The following is a 17,999-nucleotide window of genomic DNA, read 5'->3' on the forward strand; positions in this document are numbered from 1 at the left end:
ACCTTCTCGGGCAGGTCGGCTGAGTCAATCCGGGCCCGGTAATCGGCATCCCCTTCCTGGCCGTCCGGACCCAACTCGCCCAGTTCCTTGCGGATCGCCGCCAATTGCTGACGCAGCAGGAACTCCTTCTGCGTCTTCTCCATGCCGCTGCGGACGTCGTCGGCGATCTTGTCGTTGACCTCGACCTCGGCCAGGTGTTCAGCGGTCCAGTCGATGAGGACCCGCAGCCGCTGAGCCACGTCCTCGGTCTCCAACAGCTGCCGCTTCTGCACGTCGGGCAGGTAGGACGCGTAGCCTGCGGTGTCGGCCAGCGCGGACGGGTCGGTGATCTTGTTGACCACGTCGACGATCTGCCACGCTTCGCGGCGCTGCAGCATCGCCAGCAGCAGCTTCTTGTACTCGGCGGCAAGCGCCTTGGTCTCGTCGGTCACCTCGGCGTCGGCCGCTTCGGTCACCTCGACCCACAGCGCCGCACCGGGCCCGGTGGTTCCTGAGCCGATGTGCGCACGCTTCTCGCCACGGACGACGGCGGCGGCTCCGCCACCGGGGATGCGTCCCACCTGCACGATCGAGGCGATCACGCCGTAAGTGGGGTAGCGGTCCTCCAGGCGCGGCGCGATGAGCAGCTTTCCGCTCTCGCTCGCCTGCGCGGCGTCGACCGCGGTCCTGGCGGCGTCGTCGAGTTCGACCGGAACGACCATCCCGGGCAGGACGATCGGCTCGCTCACGAAAAGAACGGGAACTGCAATGGCTTCAGTCATCAATCCTCCAAAGTTAAGCCTGACGCGCTCAACCCTGGGGGAGGGGCATTTGTTCCCGCCGCCTACGCCGCGGCCGTGGCGGCTTCGGCCGACGCCGCGGCCCGGCGGCCGACGACGATGGTCGCCAGCACCAGCAGTCCGATGACCGGAAGGGTGATTGCCGAGTTCACGGCGTTGGCGGCATCGACGGACAGGTTCGCGATCACCACCAGACGAATGACCACCTCGACGAGAAGGCCGATACCCCACATCGCCGAGAGCTGAACGTGCACCCGGCGCATGCGTCGGGCCTCGTCGCCGGTGGGCGTGCCGTCCGCGGGGGAGCGGAAGCGCTCGCCGACGACCTGTGTCAACGGCGTGCCGACCACGCAGCTGCCGAGGAAGAGCAGCCCGCCGATGCCGTTGACGAAGGTGTTGCCGACGAGGATCGACTTGGGGTCCGTGGTGGCCAGCCCGACGGCCAGACTCAAGCCGAACGTCAGCAGCAGGTAGATGGCGAACGGGTCGAGTCTGCGGCTCCTCACCACGCCGTAGATCACCCGTATGCCGGACACGACCGTTGCCGAGATGAGCGCCGCATACTCGGAGGCGCCCGCGGCCCGTAGCCCGTAGTACGCGACGAGAGGGGGCGCGACGTCGAGCAGGATGGTCTGGAACAGCGGGCGCATGGAGCGACGCTGCGCCAGGGCACGGTCGCTCACGACGGTTCATCCATGACCGTGACTGTATGAGCGCCGCCTGGTCACTCGCTGTGAGGGAATAGTCGTTTCGTCGATGCAGTCGTAGCTGACATGGCTTCCACTTCCAGGGCAGTGCAGTTCGACACCTACGGCGAGATCGACGTTCTGGAGGTGCGCGACGTACCACGTCCAGTGCCCCCGGCCGGCGAGGTGGTCGTCGCAGTCAAGGCCGCAGGCATCAATCCGGGTGAGTCGATGATCAGGCGCGGCCTGTTGCACGATCGTTGGCCCGCCACCTTTCCTGAGGGCGAGGGCAGTGACTTGGCGGGCGTCGTCGTCGAACTGGGTGACGGCGTCGGGACCTTCGCCGTCGGTGACGAGGTGCTCGGCTTCTCGCTGAGGCGCTCCAGCCACGCCGAGTTCACGGCGGTCCCGACGGAGCAGCTGGCGCCCAAACCCGCGGGCGTGTCGTGGGAGGTCGCAGGCGGGCTGTACACCGCAGGCGCCGCCGCGTACGGTGCGGTGCGATCGGTGACGCTGACGGCGGGAGACGTCGTCGCGGTGTCCGGCGCCTCCGGTGGCGTGGGTACCATCGCCGTCCAGCTCGCAAAGCGGTCCGGGGCAACGGTTCTCGGCATCGCAGGCCCCTCCAACGACGACTGGCTGTCCGCCAACGGCGTGATCCCCGTCAACTACGGCGACGACCTTGCCGCCCGCCTTCGTGCCGCGTCACCGAGTGGTCGCATCGATGCCTTCCTCGACCTGTTCGGCGGGGGCTACGTGCAACTCGCGGTGGAGGAACTGGGTGTCGCGCCGGAACGCGTCGACACGATCATCGACTTCGCGGCCGTCGAGACCTTCGGCGTCAAGGCCGAAGGTACTGCCGCGGCGTCGAGCATCGCGGTCGTCGCCGAACTCGCGGACTTGGTGGCATCTGGAGACCTGGACGTCCCGATCGCCAAGGTGTTCCCCCTCGACCGCGTGCGGGACGCCTATCGCGAGCTGGAGCAGCGACACACCAGGGGCAAGGTGATCCTCAGCCCCGCCTGACGGCGACCAAGTCCAGGTACCCCCCGAATGGCAAGCGCCGCAACGGAAAAGGAGCCTGCCGTCCGGGGGGTGACGGCAGGCTCCCTGGCCCATTTTCCTTGCGGGTCGTGCTACGAGCTCCGGGTCAGGCGACTGCCTGGGCTCCCAGCGTCCGCTGGACGTCGGGGATCATCTGCTGCAACTGCTGACCCCAGTAGCCCCAACTGTGGGTACCGGTGGCCGGGAAGTTGAACACACCGTTGGTGCCGCCTGCCGCGATGTAGTTGTCGCGGAAGGTCTGGTTGGTGCGCAACGTGAAACCCTCAAGGAACTGCGCGGACATCAGGTTGCCACCCGAGGCGCCCGTGTCGAGATCCGACGGGGTGCCGGTGCCGCAGTAGATCCAGATGCGGGTGTTGTTGGCGACCAGCTGGTTGATGTTGACCGTCGGGTCGTTGCGCTTCCACGCCGGGTCGCTCGACGGGCCCCACATGCTCTCGGCGTTGTAGCCACCGGCGTCGTTCATCGCCAGGCCGATGAGCATCGGCCACCAGCCCTCGGACGGGTTCAGGAAGCCGGACAGCGAGGCCGCGTAGATGAACTTCTGCGGGTAGTAGATCGAGTAGGTCAGCGCCGAGCCGCCCGCCATGGAGAGGCCGACGACGGCGTTGCCGTTCGGCGAGACACCGTAATTGGTCTCGAGGAAGGCGGGGAGTTCCTGAGTCAGGAAGGTCTCCCACTTGTAGGTGTAGTCCTGTCCGTTGCCCTGCGAGGGCTGGTACCAGTCGGTGTAGAAGCTCGACTGTCCACCGACTGGCATCACCGTCGACAGGCCGGAGCCGTAGGTCCACTCGAACGCCGGGGTGTTGATGTCCCAGCCGTTGTAGTCGTCCTGGGCCCGCAGACCGTCGAGGAGATAGACGGCATGGGGGCCGCCGCCCTGGAACTGCACCCGGATGTTGCGGTTCATCGATGGGGAGAACACGTCGAGGTACTCGACGGGCAGCCCCTCTCGGGAAAACGCTCCAGCAGTCGCCGAACCCCCGACGAAGCCGATCAACCCGGGCAGGGTGAGCGCTGCCATGGCGCTGACCGCCAGCCTGCGCAACCACGCACCACGAATCTTTCTGACGAACTTCATAACGGCAACCGACCGCCTTTCGTTTTGCATCTCTATGCCTTCAAGCAATCGCCATTGCTTTGCGAGCGTTAGTGAATCACGTCGATGTGGTTCGTTTCGGCTGTCAGCGCCGGGCAGCGACGTCGCGGTTGGCTAACGATTCCGACTCGGCGCAGAGACCTTGCCGCCGCCGAACCAGACTTTCAGGGGTGTGACCTGTGTGAATGGAGTGATTGAAGTGACCCCGAGCACGGCTCGACGCCGGCGGACCGGAAACCCCGCCAAACCGTCGACCGTAGCCTCCCAGCCGCGCCCTAACCCCTAGCGGAGCCGCGCTGACCTGCGTGAATTGACCGACCGGGGGGCACAGGCCACGGAGTGCTCTCATCGAGGTCACGATGCGGACTCGACGCGCCGGATGGCCTACTCGGCGATGGATCGTCGATTCCGCGACGCCACGACTGCGGCCGGTACCTCCGATTTCAGCAAATCAGGCACAGGGTGCCGAGGGTGCTTCGGCGGGTGGTGTCATGCGGACGCGTTGCCGACCTACACACGTTGCCGACCTACACACGTTGCCGACCTACTCACGTTGCCGACCCACTCAGGATGCCGACTAGTCGCGCGCGCTGGCCAGCGCCCGGGTCACGTCCTCTTGCCGCTCTTCGATGGTGCGACCGATCTCCTGCAGCAGCAACGGCTTTCGCAGGACCAGATCCTCGATGTCCGCGCGCTCGATCTGCACGACCGTGACCTCGTCGAGTGCGTAGGCACCGCCGGTGACGGGCTCGCGGGTCAGCGTCGTCGAGCCAAGGAAGTCGCCCGCCTCGAGCGTGCGCACCGGGATCATGGCGCCGTCCTCACCGACGGCGATCAGCCGGACCCGGCCGTTGACGATGAAGGTCATGCGCTTGGGCACCTGGCCGGGGATCTGAATCGCCTCGTCGACGCCGTAGCGGGCGAGCCGGATTCGAGGCATGAGGGCCTGCTGATCGGTGTCGGTCAAGCGGAGGGTCGGCCCGACGATGCGCATCGAACGCTCCAGTCGCTCCTCGGTAGCGAAGTCGTCGTCCACGTCGTCGAGGCGTAGCCCCGCGCGGCGGGCGGCATACCAGATCCAGCGCAGGAACACGGCCCGCGCGGCGGCGTCGTCGGCGGGCGAACGCAGCGGAATCGACGTCTCGAACTGGCCCGAGCCCACGGTGACCGTCGACGGCAACGCCTCGGTCCTGAGGCGGGGAAGCGCGGCGGCCACCCGCGTCAGCAGCGCGCAGACGTCGTCGGGGGGATCGTTGGGGTTGAACGCGGTGGTCACCGTGATCGCGTGCTCACCAGGTGGCCTGCTCAGGTTGGTGAACGATTCGGCGGCCAGCACCGAGTTCGGGATGATCTGAAGTCCGCTGCCGGTGTCGATGTGGGTTGCACGCCAATTGACCTCGACGACCCGTCCGCGGGCCGACGTGACGTTGACCCAGTCGCCCAGCCGAAACGGCTGCTCGAACAGCAACAGCAGCCCGGAGATGATCTGGCCCACCGAGTTCTGCAGGATGAGACCCAGCACGATCGACGAGACGCCCAGCGCCGTGAACAACCCGCCGACCTTCGCGTCCCAGATGTAGGAGAAGATCAGCGCGAGACCGACTGCGATCACGACGAACCGTGCCACGTCGAGGAAGATCGACGGAAGACGCTTGCGCCACGACCCCTCGGGGGCGCCCTGGAACAGCGTCGCGTTCAGTCCCGAGAGCACCAGGACCAGCAGCACGAACCCAAACACGGTGGCGACGATCCGTACCGGCGTGGCCTCGGCGGATACCTCGTTGGCCTTCGTCAGCAGCAGGAGCAGCGCGCCGAGGGGCAGGATGTAGTTGCGCAGCACGCCGACTGGCCGCACGAAGACGCTGTGGCGCCGAGCCAACGCCGAGCGAAGTTCGGTGAGGACCACCAGGCTCACCGGCAATCCGATCGCGACGCCGAGCGCCCAGAAGAACCACGGCGAGTCCAGAACGCTTCTCACGGCTGCCGTTCCTCGAGCCGCCACACCGGTTCTTCGGCACCGTCGACCGTGATGTCTCCTGCCGCGGTGAAGTGTCTGGTGTCGCGCATGGCGTCGTAGACGCGGGACGTCACGTACACGCCGGGCTGCGAGGAACCGCTCTGCACTTGATAGGCGAGATTCACTGCGGATCCCCACATGTCGTACGCCAGACTCGACCGGCCGACCAGACCGCTGCTGACGGTGCCGGTGTCGATGCCCGCCCGCAGCCGCAACTGGCTGCCCGCCTGACCGTTGTAACGGTCGACGATGCGGTGCATCTCGATCGCGAAGTCGACCGTGCGCCGCACGTTGTCGATTCGGGGGACGTTGAGGCCACAGCTGGCCAGATAGCCGTTGCGCAGGGTGCGCACCCGGTCGACGCCCAGATTCTCTGCCGCCGCGTCGAACTGACGCACCAGTTTGTTCACGATCGCCAAGGACTCGTCAGACGAGAGGTCCGCAGACAGCTCGTCGAGGCCGACGATGTCGGCGAAGATCACCGTCACGTCCTGGTGGTCCTGAGCGATGGTCTCCTCGCCGTCGCGATAGCGCTGCACGACGGTTTCTGGCATCAATGACAACAGCAGGCGGTCGTTCTCGCGGCGCTGCTCGTTGAGAAGGTCCTCCTTGACGGCGAGGTTTCGGCTCATGTCGTTGAATGCCACTGTCAGATCGCCGAATTCGTCCCGTGAGGTCACCGGCAGCGTGATGCCGTAGTCTCCCGAGCTGATCTGGAGCGCGCCGGTCTCCAGCCGGCGGATGGGTCGGACGAACAACCGTGCCAACAACATCGCGGCGATGCACACGACGAAGATGATCGCGGCGGTCGACAGCACCAGCGTCCTGGTGAACGCGGACACGGGGGCGAATGCCTCCGCCGTGTCGATCTTCGCGACCACCGCCCACCGAAGCCCAGGGATGTCCGCAGGCGCATAGGCCTGCAGCGTCTCGTGTCCCAGGTAGTCGTCGGCGACCAAGGTGCCCTTCTGGCCCTGTTGGGCCAACTTCGTCGCCTCCGTCGCGACGGGCTGCACCAGGGTGGTGCCGTGCTGTCGGATCGCATCCTCGGCGACGTCGGGCGGCGTGCCCCCTTCCACGGCGTCACGCTTGTAGGCTTCGGGGTCCTCGATGAAGAGCCGCGAGTCCGACCGCATCAGATCGTCGGGACCGACGATGAAGGTCTCACCCGTTTCTCCCATCCCCGATTCCTGCCACCGCCGGTCCATCGTCATGAGCCGATTGATCTTGGAGATCGGGAATTGCAGGGCGAGTACACCATCGACGCGGCCCTGCGGGCCGACCGGCGAGACGAACCATGCGGTCGGCTCGTCGGCAGGCTCGTAGGCACCGAAGTCGGTCAGCCCGACGTAGTCGATCGCGTTGGAGTCCAGCGCCTTTTGGTAGGCGTCGGTGAGATGGCTTCCCTTGTACGGTCCGGTGAGGATGTTCGTGCCGAGGTCGGCGCCCTTGTAGGCGGAGTAGACGACGTTCCCTCGGGTGTCGAGGAGCAGGGCGTCCTCGAACTCGAAGCGCGTGACGATCTCTCGGAAGAAGTCGTTGTACTGCGCATTGGCCGCCGACCACGCACTGCCGTCCCTGGCGTCGTCGAACGCGATCGCCGCATCCCAATCCGCGGAAGGCTGGGAGTAGTCGCCGAAGGGCACCGTGTAGTTGGCCTGCAGATACCGCTCCGCCGCCGAAGTCGGGAGCAGGGCGGCGATGTCGACGTTCTCGCCCGTCTGTTCGCCTTCATCCTTCGCGAACCGGTTGGCGTAGTAGTCGACGAGCGACTGTTGTTGGGCCGGGCTGATCGTCGACGTCGTCAACTCGTCGAACCCCGAGGTGAATGCGGCGATCGCCTGGGTTGCCGTCGAGCCGCGCGAGTAGACCACCAACGAGTTCATCAGATCAGCGACCTGGGCCTGCAGCTGCCTGCTCTGGGATTGCCGGATTTCGGTGAGTCGGTCGAACACCGAGGTCCGCAGAGAATTGCGGCCGGACTGATAGCCGATGAACCCGACCACCGCCGCCGAGAGGATGCTCGTCAGCAGGAGCATGACGAGCAGCTTGGACTGAATGCTCACCCGCGACAGCACCTGTCGCCTGCGTCTCGGCGCGGGCTGGGGCACGGAGCCCGCATCGGCCGTGAGCTCGCTGTCCGTGGTTGTCGTCATCGGTTGCAAAGACTAACCCGCGAACCGCGCGTTACGGCCTCAGACGGGTGAATGGCCAACGGCCGTCGACAAGTCGGGGGCAGGTCGGGCACCGTGGAGTCATGGCCGACCCGTTCCACCTTCAGCGATTCGTCGACGCCCAGAACCGGGGCGGAACCTACGAGGCCGCGGCGGCGGAATTGCGGGCCGGACGCAAGCGGTCGCACTGGATGTGGTTCGTCTTCCCACAGCTGCGCGGACTGGGCCGGACCGCGATGGCGCACCAGTACGGCATCGGTTCGCGCGAGGAGGCCATCGCCTACCTGGCGCACGACGTGCTGGGACCGCGTCTGCACCAGTGCGCGCAGCTCGTCACGCAGTCAGGTGCCGCCACCGCGGAGACGCTGCTCGGCGGCGTCGATGCGCTCAAGCTGCGGTCGTCGATGACGTTGTTCGCCGAAGTCGCCGACGGGGCGAGCGAAGCGAAGGGGGGCCGTCTCGACGGCCGCGACTTCGTCGCCGTGCTCGATGCGTACTACGCGGGCGAGCGGGACCCGCTGACCTTGCAATTGCTCGGGCCGTCCTGACCGGTTACGAGAGGGTCAGGACCGCCCAGCCGTGGGGCTCGACGTCGAGGCGTTCGATTTCGTCCTCGGCGGGCACCCCGGAACCGGCCACGACACGACCGCCGCCGATACCCAGCTCCGACAACGACATTCGCAGCGGCTCGTCGTCGACGTTGAGCGCCACCACCAAGGCGCCTTCGTCGGAACCGGTGCGGTAGACGTACTGACTGTTGGCCAGGTGCAGCGGCGTCGTGGTGGCCGCGTGCAGCCACGGATGGCGGCGCCGGACCCCGATCAGGTGCTGATGCAGTCGAAACGCGTCATGGCCGAGGTGTTCGGATTCCTCGGGGCGCGAGGGGAATTCCGGCCGGACTGCGTCGTCGCCGCCGAAACGCTCCTCCTTGACGCCGCGATATGCCCACTCGTCGCCCGCGTACACGCTCGGGACGCCCCCGATGGTCAGCATGACCACTAGCGCGTGCGCGGCGTGTCGGGGATCGTCCACCTGGCTGGCGATGCGGGTCACGTCGTGGTTGCCGACGAAGGTCATCGGCACGAATGCCTTCAGGAATTCGTCGTGCCTACCCAGAGCATGGTTGAGCTCGTGGAAGTTGGCGTCGTTCAGGCTGCTCCAGATGGCCTTCCACAATTCGTATTGCGTCACCGAGTCGAACGTCGACTCGGCCACGATGGCGGCGTAGTCGCCGTGGATGACCTCGCCGACGAACCACGCGTCGGGGAACTCGTCGCGCACCCGGGGCAGCACCTGGGCCCAGAACTGGTCGGGGACCGCGTAGGCGGCGTCGAGACGCCAGCCGTCGGCCCCGCGGCGCAGCCAGTGCAACATGACCTCGACGACGTAGTCGACGACCGCGGGGTTGCGGTGATTCAGGGTGATCAGGCCGTCGTGACCCTCAAAGGTGGCGAAACCGTTGCGCCCCTTGCGGAACCATGAGTCGTCGCCTCCGGCGGTGGCCTCCTGATACCTCGCGAAGTCGGTGCCGACGTGGTTGAACACCCCGTCGAGCAAGATCCGCAGCCCACGCTGCCGTGCCTCGGCGACGAGGTGGTCGAAGTCGGCGTCCGTACCGAGTCGGGGGTCGATGCGCAGATGATCGGTGGTGTCGTATCCGTGTGTGCGGGAAGCGAAGATGGGCCCCAGCGCGATACCCGACGCACCGAGTTCCAGCGCATGATCGAACCACGACGGGATGCGTTGCAGTCGGTGCTCGTCGGCTGTCGGAGGGTCGTCGGAGGGATGTGCGCCGACGAAGCCAAGGGGGTAGATCTGCCACCAGATCACGTGCTCGACCCACGCCGGTTCAGCCATTGCGAAACGCCGCCTCGTACATCGACTGCATCTCGTCGGCGAGCTCGGGAGCGGGGCCGTCGGTGTGCACGCCCGGCGCGACCGTCGGAATCGGCAGCGGGGCAACGGGGGAGGGCCCAACCCCCCACGCCTGCAGCCAGCTGCCCAACTGAGCCGTCGACGTGGCGTACACGATGCGCCCCAATCCGACCCAGGCATGGGCCGCCGAGCACATGGGGCAGTGCTCGCCCGAGGTGTACACCGTCGCGGTGGCGCGGTCTTCCTCGGCGAGGTTCGCCGCCGCCCAGCGGGCGATCTCGAATTCGGGGTGTCTCGTCGCGTCGCCACCGAAGGGGCCGCCCTTGGTGCGGTTGCGGTCCTCGAACCGGACGACGCCTGCGGCGTCGACCAGAATCGAACCGAACGGCTGGTCGCCCGCGGTGAGTGCCTCCCTGGCCAGCTCCACGCAGCGGCGCAGATGCCTCAAATCCTCATCGCTGATCGTCACAGCCGGAGTGTACGCAGGCGGCTTGGCGCGCCGACCGCGTGTCAGCGGATGGCACGCCAGGCCCAGCAGCAGGGCGCACAGATGGCCCAGCGACGTGAAGTTGGTCCGCAGCAACGGTGCGCTGCCGCCCGCTGGGTCCCGCAGGCCTCAGTGGCAGCAGTCGTCCCCGCTGGTATCCAGCCTGCACGCGCACGACGCCAGGATCGGCACGTCGGCCCGCGCCACGGCGAGCTCAAGCTGGTGACCGATGATGACCGCTTCGTCGTCGCGGCCCAACCGCCTCAGGCATTCGTGGTAACCGTGCAGGCTCCACACGTTTCCGGGGTGCTGGCACGGCCTGCTCAACGTCGGATCGAGGCCGAGGTCGGCGGCATAGACGGCGGCGGCGTCCTCGACGCGACCCTGCTCGAGCAGCAACGCGCCCAAGGCATGCCGGGTCGGCTGCATCCAGCCCCACGGCTCGTCGTAGGGCAGGGCGTCGTCGAGGGCGACAGCCGCCCGGAGCCGGGCGAAGGCATCGTCGAATCGCCCTTCGCGATAATCGATTTCGCCGTCGAGCATCGCCGCAGCGACCGCGAGGATGTCGCGGCTGGTGTTGTTGAACAGGTAGCGAGTCTCGGGGATCCGGTCATAGGCGGCCGAGAAGGCCTCCCGTTCGGCGCGCGCCTGATCCAGGTGGCCCTTGGCGGCATGGGCAACACCCCTGCCGTAGTGGATGGTGGCCGTCGTCGTGCTGTACAGCTCGGCGTCGTCGGGCACCGACAGCGCGATCAGGTCGTCCCACCGGCCGAACCGAATCAAGACGTGAACCTTCAAGGGCGCGAACGCCTCCAACCAGTCGGCCATCGGGGGCGATTCGATCGCCAGCAGTTCGGGGGTCAGCTGTGCCGCCAACTCCTCGGCGGCCTGCATCGCGTCGCCGTACCGGCCCTCGAACATCGCCGAGTAGACGACGAAGTGGAGGTCGTGCGCCCGGTAGAGCGAGTAGAAGTTCAGCGGACCGGCCCGTTCGACGAACTTGCGATCCGCCTGCACCGCAGCCACGTTCGCGACGATCGAACTGCGGTAATCGCCGCACAGCACGTCGATGTGACTCGGCATGTGCTGGAGGTGCCCGGCATCGGGAACCAACCCCCTCAGCAGATCCGCGGCGGGCAGGGCTTGCTCTGGATGAGCCGACATCTCCATCGCGTGCAGGTAGAGATGCAAGACGCCGGGATGCCGGCGACCCACCTCGGTGGCCAGCGCCTCGTCGAGGATTCGCTTCGCCTCGAGCACGCGCGAACCGGGCGCGGGCTCGCCCGTCGCGGTGTCCCACAGCGCCCATGCGGTGACGTTGACCAGGGCATCGGCGGTCAACGCCTGCACGTCGACGTCCAAGGGATGCGCCGCGCCCAGCGCCGCCATCGCGTCGGCGTAGGCCTGGTGCCCGGCCGTCAACGCCTCGGAGTCCTGCGGATCGTCGGTCGGGAAGCGGGCGGCCAGCGCGTCGATCAAGCCCCGCTCGACGGTCGACGCCCGCCCCGTGGCGGCCAGGCCGAGTTCCATCCTCGCCCTGGCCAGCGATGCGGCGAGGTCGACGGGGTCGAACGCCTCCCAGGCCTTGTTGTAGTTCGGGCCGATGGCGTACGCGACGCCCCACCGGGCGATGGCGAGCGCGGGGTCCAGCGCCAGCGCACGCTCGAAGCACCGAATGGCCTCTTCGTGGTTGAACGCGTAGGCCCACACCATGCCGCGGTCGAACCAGACCTGCGCCTGATCCGACGGGCTGTCAATCGACCGGTGATAGGACCCGAGGTCGTAGTACGGCTCGGTCTCGCTCGGTGCCTCGTTCGGCCCCGTGGACGCGGTACTGGTCATGACTGGCACGATAATTCGTCCAAGCCTTGGGAGCGAGCACTGCGATCACCGCGAGCGCGAGTCCCGTCGCGCCCCAAATGGCCAGAGTGACAATCGGTGTCACGGCGCCGTTGCCGCCGAAGTACTCGATGCCGCGCAGCAGCGCCACGCCCGAGCCCTGCGGGACGATCGCGTTGAACGTCGTATAGAAGCCGGTCAGGAGGGGCAGGCCGACGGGGCCTGCCGCTGCCGCGTTGCCGACGATGATCAGGAACAGCGTCAGCAGTCCCGAGGCGACCATGCCGAAGGCGGCCGCGACGCCGGTCACGGCGCCTGCGACGGCCATGGCGTAGAGCCACAGCGCCCCGAAGACCTGCCAGGCGTGGCCCGTCAACGCGCCAAGCACGGCGTCGGCGTAGATCGTCACGCCGCCAGCCAGCAGCGCGGCGTAGGCCGCCAGGCTGAGGGTGCGTAGCGCCAGCGTCGAGAGCCTGCGGACGCTGCCCATCATGAAGCCGAACACCGAGGCGCCCAGCGTCGCGCCGATCGACAGGAAGATGACGGCGTAGAACTCGACGGTGCCCTGGGGGTCGCCGGGCGAGGTCGGGGCGACGTCTTCGACGCTGGCCGTCAGGCCCGCCTTCGCGGCGACGGCGCGTCCGACGGTCTCCGAGGCGGCGGCGACGCTGTGCCCGCCGCCGCCCGCGACGTAGATCTTCAGCTGACCGGGCTGCCCGACGACGAAGGCCGCATCGGTCTTGCGCTCGTAGACCTGGGCGCGGGCGGCATCGGCATCGGCGACCTGGGTCACCGACAGGGTGTCCTGGGCCCGCATGCCGTCGACGAGCTGCTGCGGTCCCGCGACCGCGACGTTCAGGTGGTGCAGCGTCGGCTTGGCGAACGCACCCGAGTAGCTGGCGATCATGGCGACGACGAAGACCGTGAGGGCCGCCATCGCCAGGACCATCTTGCGGACGTCGGATCGCGAGACCCGCCGGTTGGCAATCGCAAGTTTCGGGTGGGCCAGTTTCGGGCCGTGGTGCTCGTGCGGAGCTTCGTGCTTACCCATCGTGGGTGTCCCTTCCTAACGGGGTTGGTGAGTGGCGGCGGTGAGGCCAAGGAGCGCATCGACGGTGTCGAGCGCGGCGGTCACCCGGCGGTGGAGGTCGGCGGCGGGATCGTCCTGGGAGGTGTCTTCCATCCAGGACCGGAGGACCTCCTGAAATCCACCGACGAGGAATCGGCTGACGGATTCGGGGGCGACGTCCGCGATCGGGCCGACGACCCGCATGCCCTGGGCGGCGATCTCCTCACAGGCAGGCAGGAGTTCGTCCCGGAACGCGGCGACGACGCGTTGGGTGACCGCGCTCGGGACGACGTTGCGGTACATCTCGCGATGCTCGGCGGCGAAGTCGAAGAGTGCGGTGATGCGCGTGCGGGCGTCGCCGTCGATGGCGGCCGCGGCCGCGGCGAAGGCCACCGCGAACGCCGTCGCGATCGCGTCGTCGCGGTCGGTGAAGTGGCGGTAGAAGACCTGGCGGCTGACGCCTGCCCGCGTGACGAGGTCCCCGACCGTGATCTCGTCGACGGGCCGTTCGTGCGCCAGCGCGAAGGCGGCCCCGCGCAGCAGTGCGCGGACCCGCTCGGCGCGGGGGTCGACGCTGTGCGTCCGTGCTGGCATGCCAAGAGTCTATGCCGCTTCGTGGACACATGACTACGAAATGTTAGGTTAACTAAGACACGTGCCCGCGGCGATGTGACGAGCGCCTCGCGGGCGTACTAGCGTGATCGCCATGATTCGCTGCGTCCGCCTATGGACGGGTCAAGAAGGCGGTTCGCACGTCGAGATCGGGCGGCTCGACATGCGATCCGGACGCAACGACGACCTGGTGTCGCCCGCGATGGCGTCGACCAGGGTGACGGTCGAGGAGACGGCGGGCGGCGGCACGCTGGCCTGGCATACCGCCCCCGTGCGTCAACTCGTCGTCACCCTCGCGGGAACGCTGCTGTTCTCCACCCGCGACGGCGAGGAGTTCACGCTGAATCCCGGCGACGTGCTGCTGGCCGAGGACACCGTCGGCTCCGGCCACCAGTGGCGGCTCGAAGGGGCCGATCCGTGGCGGCGGATGTACGTGGTGCTGGCCGACGCCACCGAGGTCCCGTTCGTCCGCGACTGAGCACCGGGGTCGCCCAGCCACGGCCCGCTGACGTGCTAGTGGCCTGCGACGACGTCGCTTTCGTCGATCTCGACCGGATCCTTCGCCCCGGGCAGGAACCAGTACAGCAGGCAAACCAGCCCGAAGAACAGATAGCCAAGTGCGACGGCGGGACTCGCCGCCCAGGCCACTTCGGGGGCGTGAATCAGCCCGATGAACGACAGCACCGCACCCACGGCCGACGCAATCGCGGCGTAGAGGAACTTCTTCTCCAGGATGTAGGTGACCATCGTGCCGAGGATGAGTCCGACCAGAACGGCACCCTCGCCGAGCGTCTTGAGGCCCTCGTACACGACGCCCGCCCCGTTGAGCGCGTCCATGCCCACCTCGGTGGCCGACGTCCCAGCGGCGTTGAGCGCGTTGTCGATCAACCCGTGCGCCCACTGCGCGAGGTTGGGCAGGATGGCGGCCACCACGGCGACGGCGTGCAGCCGCGGCACCGCCTGGAACGCCTGCGCGCCGATGAGCAACCCGATGTACAGCAGGATCGGCACGATCGCGGGGACGGGTAGCAGCGCGTCCAGGACACCGAACAGTCCGAGGAAGCACAGGATTCCGATGACGACGCCGCTGGCCAGCGAGTACCCGGCCCGGCCGCCGGCGTCCTTCCAGCCCGGGTGCCCGATGTAGACGGCGGGCGGGAACGGCGAACCGAAGGCCGAGCCGACGACGGCGCCCGCACCATCGGCGAGCAGCACGCTGCGCAGGTTGTAGTTGTCGCCGGCGGCCGCGGCACTCTCGACGTTGCTCATCGCCTCGGTGAAGTTGTAGACGCCCAACGGGATTGCGGTGCCGAGCAGCGGAGCCAGGTCGGACAACCCGTTGAACAACAGGTCGAGGCGCAGATCCGGAATGCCGACCGCGATGTCGGACACGGCCTGGCCGACGTCGGGGGCCGACATGTAGCCGCCGATCCAGCCGATCGCAGTGCCGACCAACAGCGCGGCCAGACCCACCGGGATGCCGAACGGCAGTTTCACGTCGGTGAAGAAGCCGATCAGGATGATCGCCAGGACGGGCAGTCCGATCCAGGCGACCTCCCACATCTGCGCGGCGGGACGCATGGAGATGAAGGTGATCGAGATGCCCGCAAGCGTGCCGAGCATCGCGGCGCGCGGGGTCAGCTTGCGAATGTACGGGCCGACGAACGCGCCGATCATCACGATGATGCCGATCATGAACGCCCACGCCAGACCGGCCTGCCACGCCTGAATCGGATCCTTCGTGTTCAGGTAGACGGGCAGCATGACGACGAACACCACGATGAACATGTGCGGAACGCTCGGTCCGTACGGCAATGCCGTGACGTCCGTGCGGCTTTCCCGACGGGCCAGCCGTCGGGCGAGGAACGTGTAGTACAGGTTGCCGAGGATCAGCGCGACGCCGAGAGCGGGCAGGACGGTGCCGAGCACGTCGCCGGCGGGCACGGCGACGACGCCGATCATCAAACCGGTCAGCGTCAGGACGTTGACCAGGATGTTGAAGCCCAACCCGAAGAAGGCGTTGGTGTCGCCACGGGTCCACCACGGAATCGACGGGGCCGTCTTCTTGGTTCGCTGATCGTCGGAGGATGGGTCGTTGGGGGTTTCGGTGACTTCGGTGCTCATGGTCGTGGTCCTCTCAGGCGGCGGTGGTGGCGAGTTGCTGCATTGCGGGGATGACTGCGGCGCTGTCGGCAACCCAGCCGAAGATGCCGCCCTGGGCCTTGATCATCTCGAGGCCGACTCGTTGGAACTCCGGGAAATACGAACCGACGCAGTCGGATACGACGAGGCACTCGTAGCCCCGGTCGTTGGCCTCCCTGGTCGTGGTGTGCACGCAGACCTCGGTGGTGACGCCGGTGACGAGCAGTTGAGTGATGCCCCCCGCGGTGAGGACGTCCTGCAACTCGGTGGCGTAGAAGGCGCCCTTGCCCGGCTTGTCGATGACCACCTCGCCGTCGACGGGTGCGAGCTCGTCGACGATGTCGTGGCCGTACTCGCCGCGGATCAAGATCCGTCCGTACTTGCCTGGGTCACCGATGCGCTTGCTCGGCGCTCCGCGATTCAGCTTGGCGGGTGGGCAGTCGGACAGATCGGCCCGATGGCCCTCGCGGGTGTGGATCACCATGATGCCCGCGTCCCTGGCAGCGGAGATCAGGGCGGCCAGCGGGGGCACCACCTTCAGTAGCTGGTCCACGTCGTTGCCGAGGCTCTCACCGAAGCCGCCAGGCAGGATGAAGTCCCGCTGCATGTCGATGACGATCAGGGCGGTCTTGTCGGCCGCTAGTGGGAACGGCGTCGGCTCGGCGGGGACGTCGACGAACTCGGTCATGTCTGCTCCTTGGTGGGGGATGGGGCGGTGGATGCGGTCGCGAACGTGGGGGACCAGGTGGTGCGCGGTTCGTCGAGAATCTGCGACGCCAGCTGCAGCACGGTGTCGTCACTGAGGGCGGCCCCGAGAAGCATTGCGCTGTAGGGTCTTCCGTCGGCGGTGACGCCAAGGGGGATGGCGATGCCGAGCAGGTCGAGCAGATTGCCGAAGTGGGTGTAGTGGCCGAGCATCGTGTTGCAGTCGATCGGCCTGGCCAGTACCTCGTCGACGGTGAAGGTGGTGCCGATGGTGGGCAGCACGATCACGTCGACTCCACTCCAGACCCGGCCGACCTCGGCCTTGAGCTCCTGGAGTCGCTGCAGTGCCGCGAACGCGTCGACGGCGGTGTACCTCTCCCCGCCGCGGAAGATCTCGCGGACGACGGGATGGATGGAGTCGGGGTGTTCGGCGAGGAAGTCACCGAACTCGACCAGCCGCTCGGCGACCCACGGGCCTTGGTACAGAAGGGCTCCCGCGGCGAGGAACGGCTCGAGGGAGACGTCGACGATCGTGGCGTGGCGGGCGAGGTGCTCGCGGAACCCGACGTGCGCGGTCTTCATCGCGTCGTCGCCGAAGAACTCCAGCTCGGCCACCGGCGGCAGCCCGACCCGGATGGTGCCTCCGGCATGGCGCGGGCCGCGATCGCGGGACCACGGGTCGGCGTCGTCGCGTCCGATCATCACGTCGATGACGCGGTCGACGTCGTCGACGGATCCCGCCATCACGCTGAGGCAATCCAGCGACTTGCACGCGGGTACCAGTCCGACGGTGCTGATCAGCCCGCGTGACGGCTTGAACCCGACGACGCCGTTGAGCGCCGCGGGCACCCGGCCGGAACCTGCCGTGTCGGTGGCGACGGCGAAGGGGACCTGGCCGAGGGCAACGGCAAGCGCGGAGCCAGAACTGGAGCCGCCCGAGATCATCTCGCCGCCGTACACGCTGCGCGGCACGGTGTACGGCGTGCGCGTGCCGTTGAGTCCGGTGGCGAACTGGTCGAGGTTGGTCTTGCCGACGTAGAGCGCGCCAGCGTCGAGTAGCCGCTGCACGGCAGGGGCGGTGGTCGATGCGACGTAGGCGTAGTCGGGGCAGGACAGCGTGGTGGGCACGCCCTGGACGTCGATGCTGTCCTTCACCCCGAACGGCACGCCGTAGAGCGGCAGTGTCCTGCCGCCGGGCCTGCTCTCGATTTCGGCGGCGGCGGCGAGCAGTTCGTCCCTCGGCACCGTCGAGAGCCAGGTCCCGTCGTCCCCCCGCGCGGCGATCGCGTCCGCGACGCGGGTGGCGGTCTTGGTGGGTGAACCGGTGCCACCGGCGTGGGAGTCGAGGATCTCCGCTACCGACGGTCCGATCGACGGGCCGTGAACTTCGTATGCCATAGATGTCGATTGTCGACAGAATGATGGCGATCTCGGTACGGCTGTGTGTCGA

The 17,999-nt window shown here is 67.6% G+C and carries 16 protein-coding genes; 3 read left to right on the top strand and 13 right to left on the bottom strand.

Annotated features, from left to right (window positions below; translation table 11 throughout):
* The coding region (locus ABW137_RS36675) for an LON peptidase substrate-binding domain-containing protein (protein ID WP_526408031.1) at window positions 1-761 on the bottom strand (761 nt) is incomplete at its 3' end.
* A gap of 62 nt (window positions 762-823) precedes the next feature.
* Window positions 824-1,462, bottom strand: a complete 639-nt coding sequence (locus ABW137_RS36680) for a VC0807 family protein (protein WP_526408033.1) — start codon at window positions 1,460-1,462, stop codon at window positions 824-826.
* A 90-nt stretch (window positions 1,463-1,552) separates the two neighbouring features.
* Here ABW137_RS36680 and ABW137_RS36685 point away from each other — a divergent pair, with 90 nt between their 5' ends.
* Entirely contained in the window at window positions 1,553-2,491 is a 939-nt protein-coding gene (locus ABW137_RS36685) for an NADP-dependent oxidoreductase (protein WP_526408035.1), read from the top strand.
* A 124-nt stretch (window positions 2,492-2,615) separates the two neighbouring features.
* Here ABW137_RS36685 and ABW137_RS36690 read toward each other — a convergent pair whose 3' ends face one another.
* From ABW137_RS36690 to ABW137_RS36700, 3 genes are all read right to left on the bottom strand, one after another.
* Complete coding sequence (locus tag ABW137_RS36690; protein ID WP_526408037.1) at window positions 2,616-3,611, bottom strand: alpha/beta hydrolase; 996 nt, start codon at window positions 3,609-3,611, stop codon at window positions 2,616-2,618.
* Between the two features lie 595 nt (window positions 3,612-4,206).
* Complete coding sequence (locus ABW137_RS36695; protein WP_526408039.1) at window positions 4,207-5,607, bottom strand: mechanosensitive ion channel domain-containing protein; 1,401 nt, start codon at window positions 5,605-5,607, stop codon at window positions 4,207-4,209.
* Window positions 5,604-7,802, bottom strand: a complete 2,199-nt coding sequence (locus ABW137_RS36700) for an adenylate/guanylate cyclase domain-containing protein (protein WP_526408041.1) — start codon at window positions 7,800-7,802, stop codon at window positions 5,604-5,606. Before ABW137_RS36700 ends, ABW137_RS36695 begins: the two co-directional genes overlap by 4 nt.
* A 101-nt stretch (window positions 7,803-7,903) precedes the next feature.
* Between ABW137_RS36700 and ABW137_RS36705 the strand changes: the two genes are divergently transcribed.
* Entirely contained in the window at window positions 7,904-8,368 is a 465-nt protein-coding gene (locus ABW137_RS36705; RefSeq protein ID WP_526408043.1) for a DUF1810 domain-containing protein, read from the top strand.
* Window positions 8,369-8,372: 4 nt separating this feature from the next.
* Here ABW137_RS36705 and ABW137_RS36710 read toward each other — a convergent pair whose 3' ends face one another.
* From ABW137_RS36710 to ABW137_RS36730, 5 genes are all read right to left on the bottom strand, one after another.
* Window positions 8,373-9,677: an alpha-amylase family protein gene (locus ABW137_RS36710; protein ID WP_526408044.1), complete on the bottom strand. Its 1,305-nt coding sequence runs from the start codon at window positions 9,675-9,677 to the stop codon at window positions 8,373-8,375.
* Window positions 9,670-10,164: a nucleoside deaminase gene (locus ABW137_RS36715; RefSeq protein WP_526408046.1), complete on the bottom strand. Its 495-nt coding sequence runs from the start codon at window positions 10,162-10,164 to the stop codon at window positions 9,670-9,672. Before ABW137_RS36715 ends, ABW137_RS36710 begins: the two co-directional genes overlap by 8 nt.
* 147 nt (window positions 10,165-10,311) lie before the next feature.
* Window positions 10,312-12,024, bottom strand: a complete 1,713-nt coding sequence (locus ABW137_RS36720; protein WP_526408048.1) for a tetratricopeptide repeat protein — start codon at window positions 12,022-12,024, stop codon at window positions 10,312-10,314.
* A complete protein-coding gene (locus ABW137_RS36725) occupies window positions 11,936-13,072 on the bottom strand; it encodes a hypothetical protein (RefSeq protein WP_526408050.1) in 1,137 nt (378 codons plus the stop codon). The genes ABW137_RS36720 and ABW137_RS36725 overlap by 89 nt, the downstream gene beginning before the upstream one ends.
* 15 nt (window positions 13,073-13,087) lie before the next feature.
* A complete protein-coding gene (locus ABW137_RS36730; RefSeq protein ID WP_526408052.1) occupies window positions 13,088-13,684 on the bottom strand; it encodes a TetR/AcrR family transcriptional regulator in 597 nt (198 codons plus the stop codon).
* Between the two features lie 112 nt (window positions 13,685-13,796).
* Between ABW137_RS36730 and ABW137_RS36735 the strand changes: the two genes are divergently transcribed.
* The gene (locus ABW137_RS36735; protein ID WP_526408054.1) at window positions 13,797-14,180 is read left to right on the top strand and encodes a cupin domain-containing protein; all 384 of its coding nucleotides are present in this window, start codon (window positions 13,797-13,799) and stop codon (window positions 14,178-14,180) included.
* A 35-nt stretch (window positions 14,181-14,215) separates the two neighbouring features.
* Here the strand turns inward: ABW137_RS36735 and ABW137_RS36740 are convergent, their stop codons facing one another.
* Genes ABW137_RS36740 through ABW137_RS36750 form a run of 3 tightly spaced genes read right to left on the bottom strand, consistent with a single transcriptional unit; the run spans window position 14,216 to window position 17,947 of the window.
* Complete coding sequence (locus ABW137_RS36740; protein WP_526408056.1) at window positions 14,216-15,826, bottom strand: regulator; 1,611 nt, start codon at window positions 15,824-15,826, stop codon at window positions 14,216-14,218.
* 13 nt (window positions 15,827-15,839) lie between these two features.
* Window positions 15,840-16,532 (bottom strand): cysteine hydrolase family protein, encoded by a 693-nt coding sequence (locus ABW137_RS36745; RefSeq protein WP_526408058.1) that lies wholly within the window; start codon window positions 16,530-16,532, stop codon window positions 15,840-15,842.
* The gene (locus ABW137_RS36750) at window positions 16,529-17,947 is read right to left on the bottom strand and encodes an allophanate hydrolase (RefSeq protein ID WP_526408060.1); all 1,419 of its coding nucleotides are present in this window, start codon (window positions 17,945-17,947) and stop codon (window positions 16,529-16,531) included. The genes ABW137_RS36745 and ABW137_RS36750 overlap by 4 nt, the downstream gene beginning before the upstream one ends.
* Window positions 17,948-17,999 lie beyond the last annotated feature (52 nt).

This window comes from Mycobacterium sp. (assembly GCF_040509115.1).
Lineage (GTDB): Bacteria > Actinomycetota > Actinomycetes > Mycobacteriales > Mycobacteriaceae > Mycobacterium.

Excerpts from the sequence above, each read along its gene's own strand:
- ABW137_RS36685 (WP_526408035.1), top strand. The coding sequence starts at position 1,553 with ATGGCTTCCACTTCCAGGGCAGTGCAGTTCGACACCTACGGCGAGATC.
- ABW137_RS36690 (WP_526408037.1), bottom strand. The coding sequence starts at position 3,611 with ATGAAGTTCGTCAGAAAGATTCGTGGTGCGTGGTTGCGCAGGCTGGCG.
- ABW137_RS36700 (WP_526408041.1), bottom strand. The coding sequence starts at position 7,802 with ATGACGACAACCACGGACAGCGAGCTCACGGCCGATGCGGGCTCCGTG.
- ABW137_RS36705 (WP_526408043.1), top strand. The coding sequence starts at position 7,904 with ATGGCCGACCCGTTCCACCTTCAGCGATTCGTCGACGCCCAGAACCGG.
- ABW137_RS36710 (WP_526408044.1), bottom strand. The coding sequence starts at position 9,677 with ATGGCTGAACCGGCGTGGGTCGAGCACGTGATCTGGTGGCAGATCTAC.
- ABW137_RS36720 (WP_526408048.1), bottom strand. The coding sequence starts at position 12,024 with ATGACCAGTACCGCGTCCACGGGGCCGAACGAGGCACCGAGCGAGACC.
- ABW137_RS36725 (WP_526408050.1), bottom strand. The coding sequence starts at position 13,072 with ATGGGTAAGCACGAAGCTCCGCACGAGCACCACGGCCCGAAACTGGCC.
- ABW137_RS36730 (WP_526408052.1), bottom strand. The coding sequence starts at position 13,684 with ATGCCAGCACGGACGCACAGCGTCGACCCCCGCGCCGAGCGGGTCCGC.
- ABW137_RS36735 (WP_526408054.1), top strand. The coding sequence starts at position 13,797 with ATGATTCGCTGCGTCCGCCTATGGACGGGTCAAGAAGGCGGTTCGCAC.
- ABW137_RS36740 (WP_526408056.1), bottom strand. The coding sequence starts at position 15,826 with ATGAGCACCGAAGTCACCGAAACCCCCAACGACCCATCCTCCGACGAT.
- ABW137_RS36745 (WP_526408058.1), bottom strand. The coding sequence starts at position 16,532 with ATGACCGAGTTCGTCGACGTCCCCGCCGAGCCGACGCCGTTCCCACTA.
- ABW137_RS36750 (WP_526408060.1), bottom strand. The coding sequence starts at position 17,947 with ATGGCATACGAAGTTCACGGCCCGTCGATCGGACCGTCGGTAGCGGAG.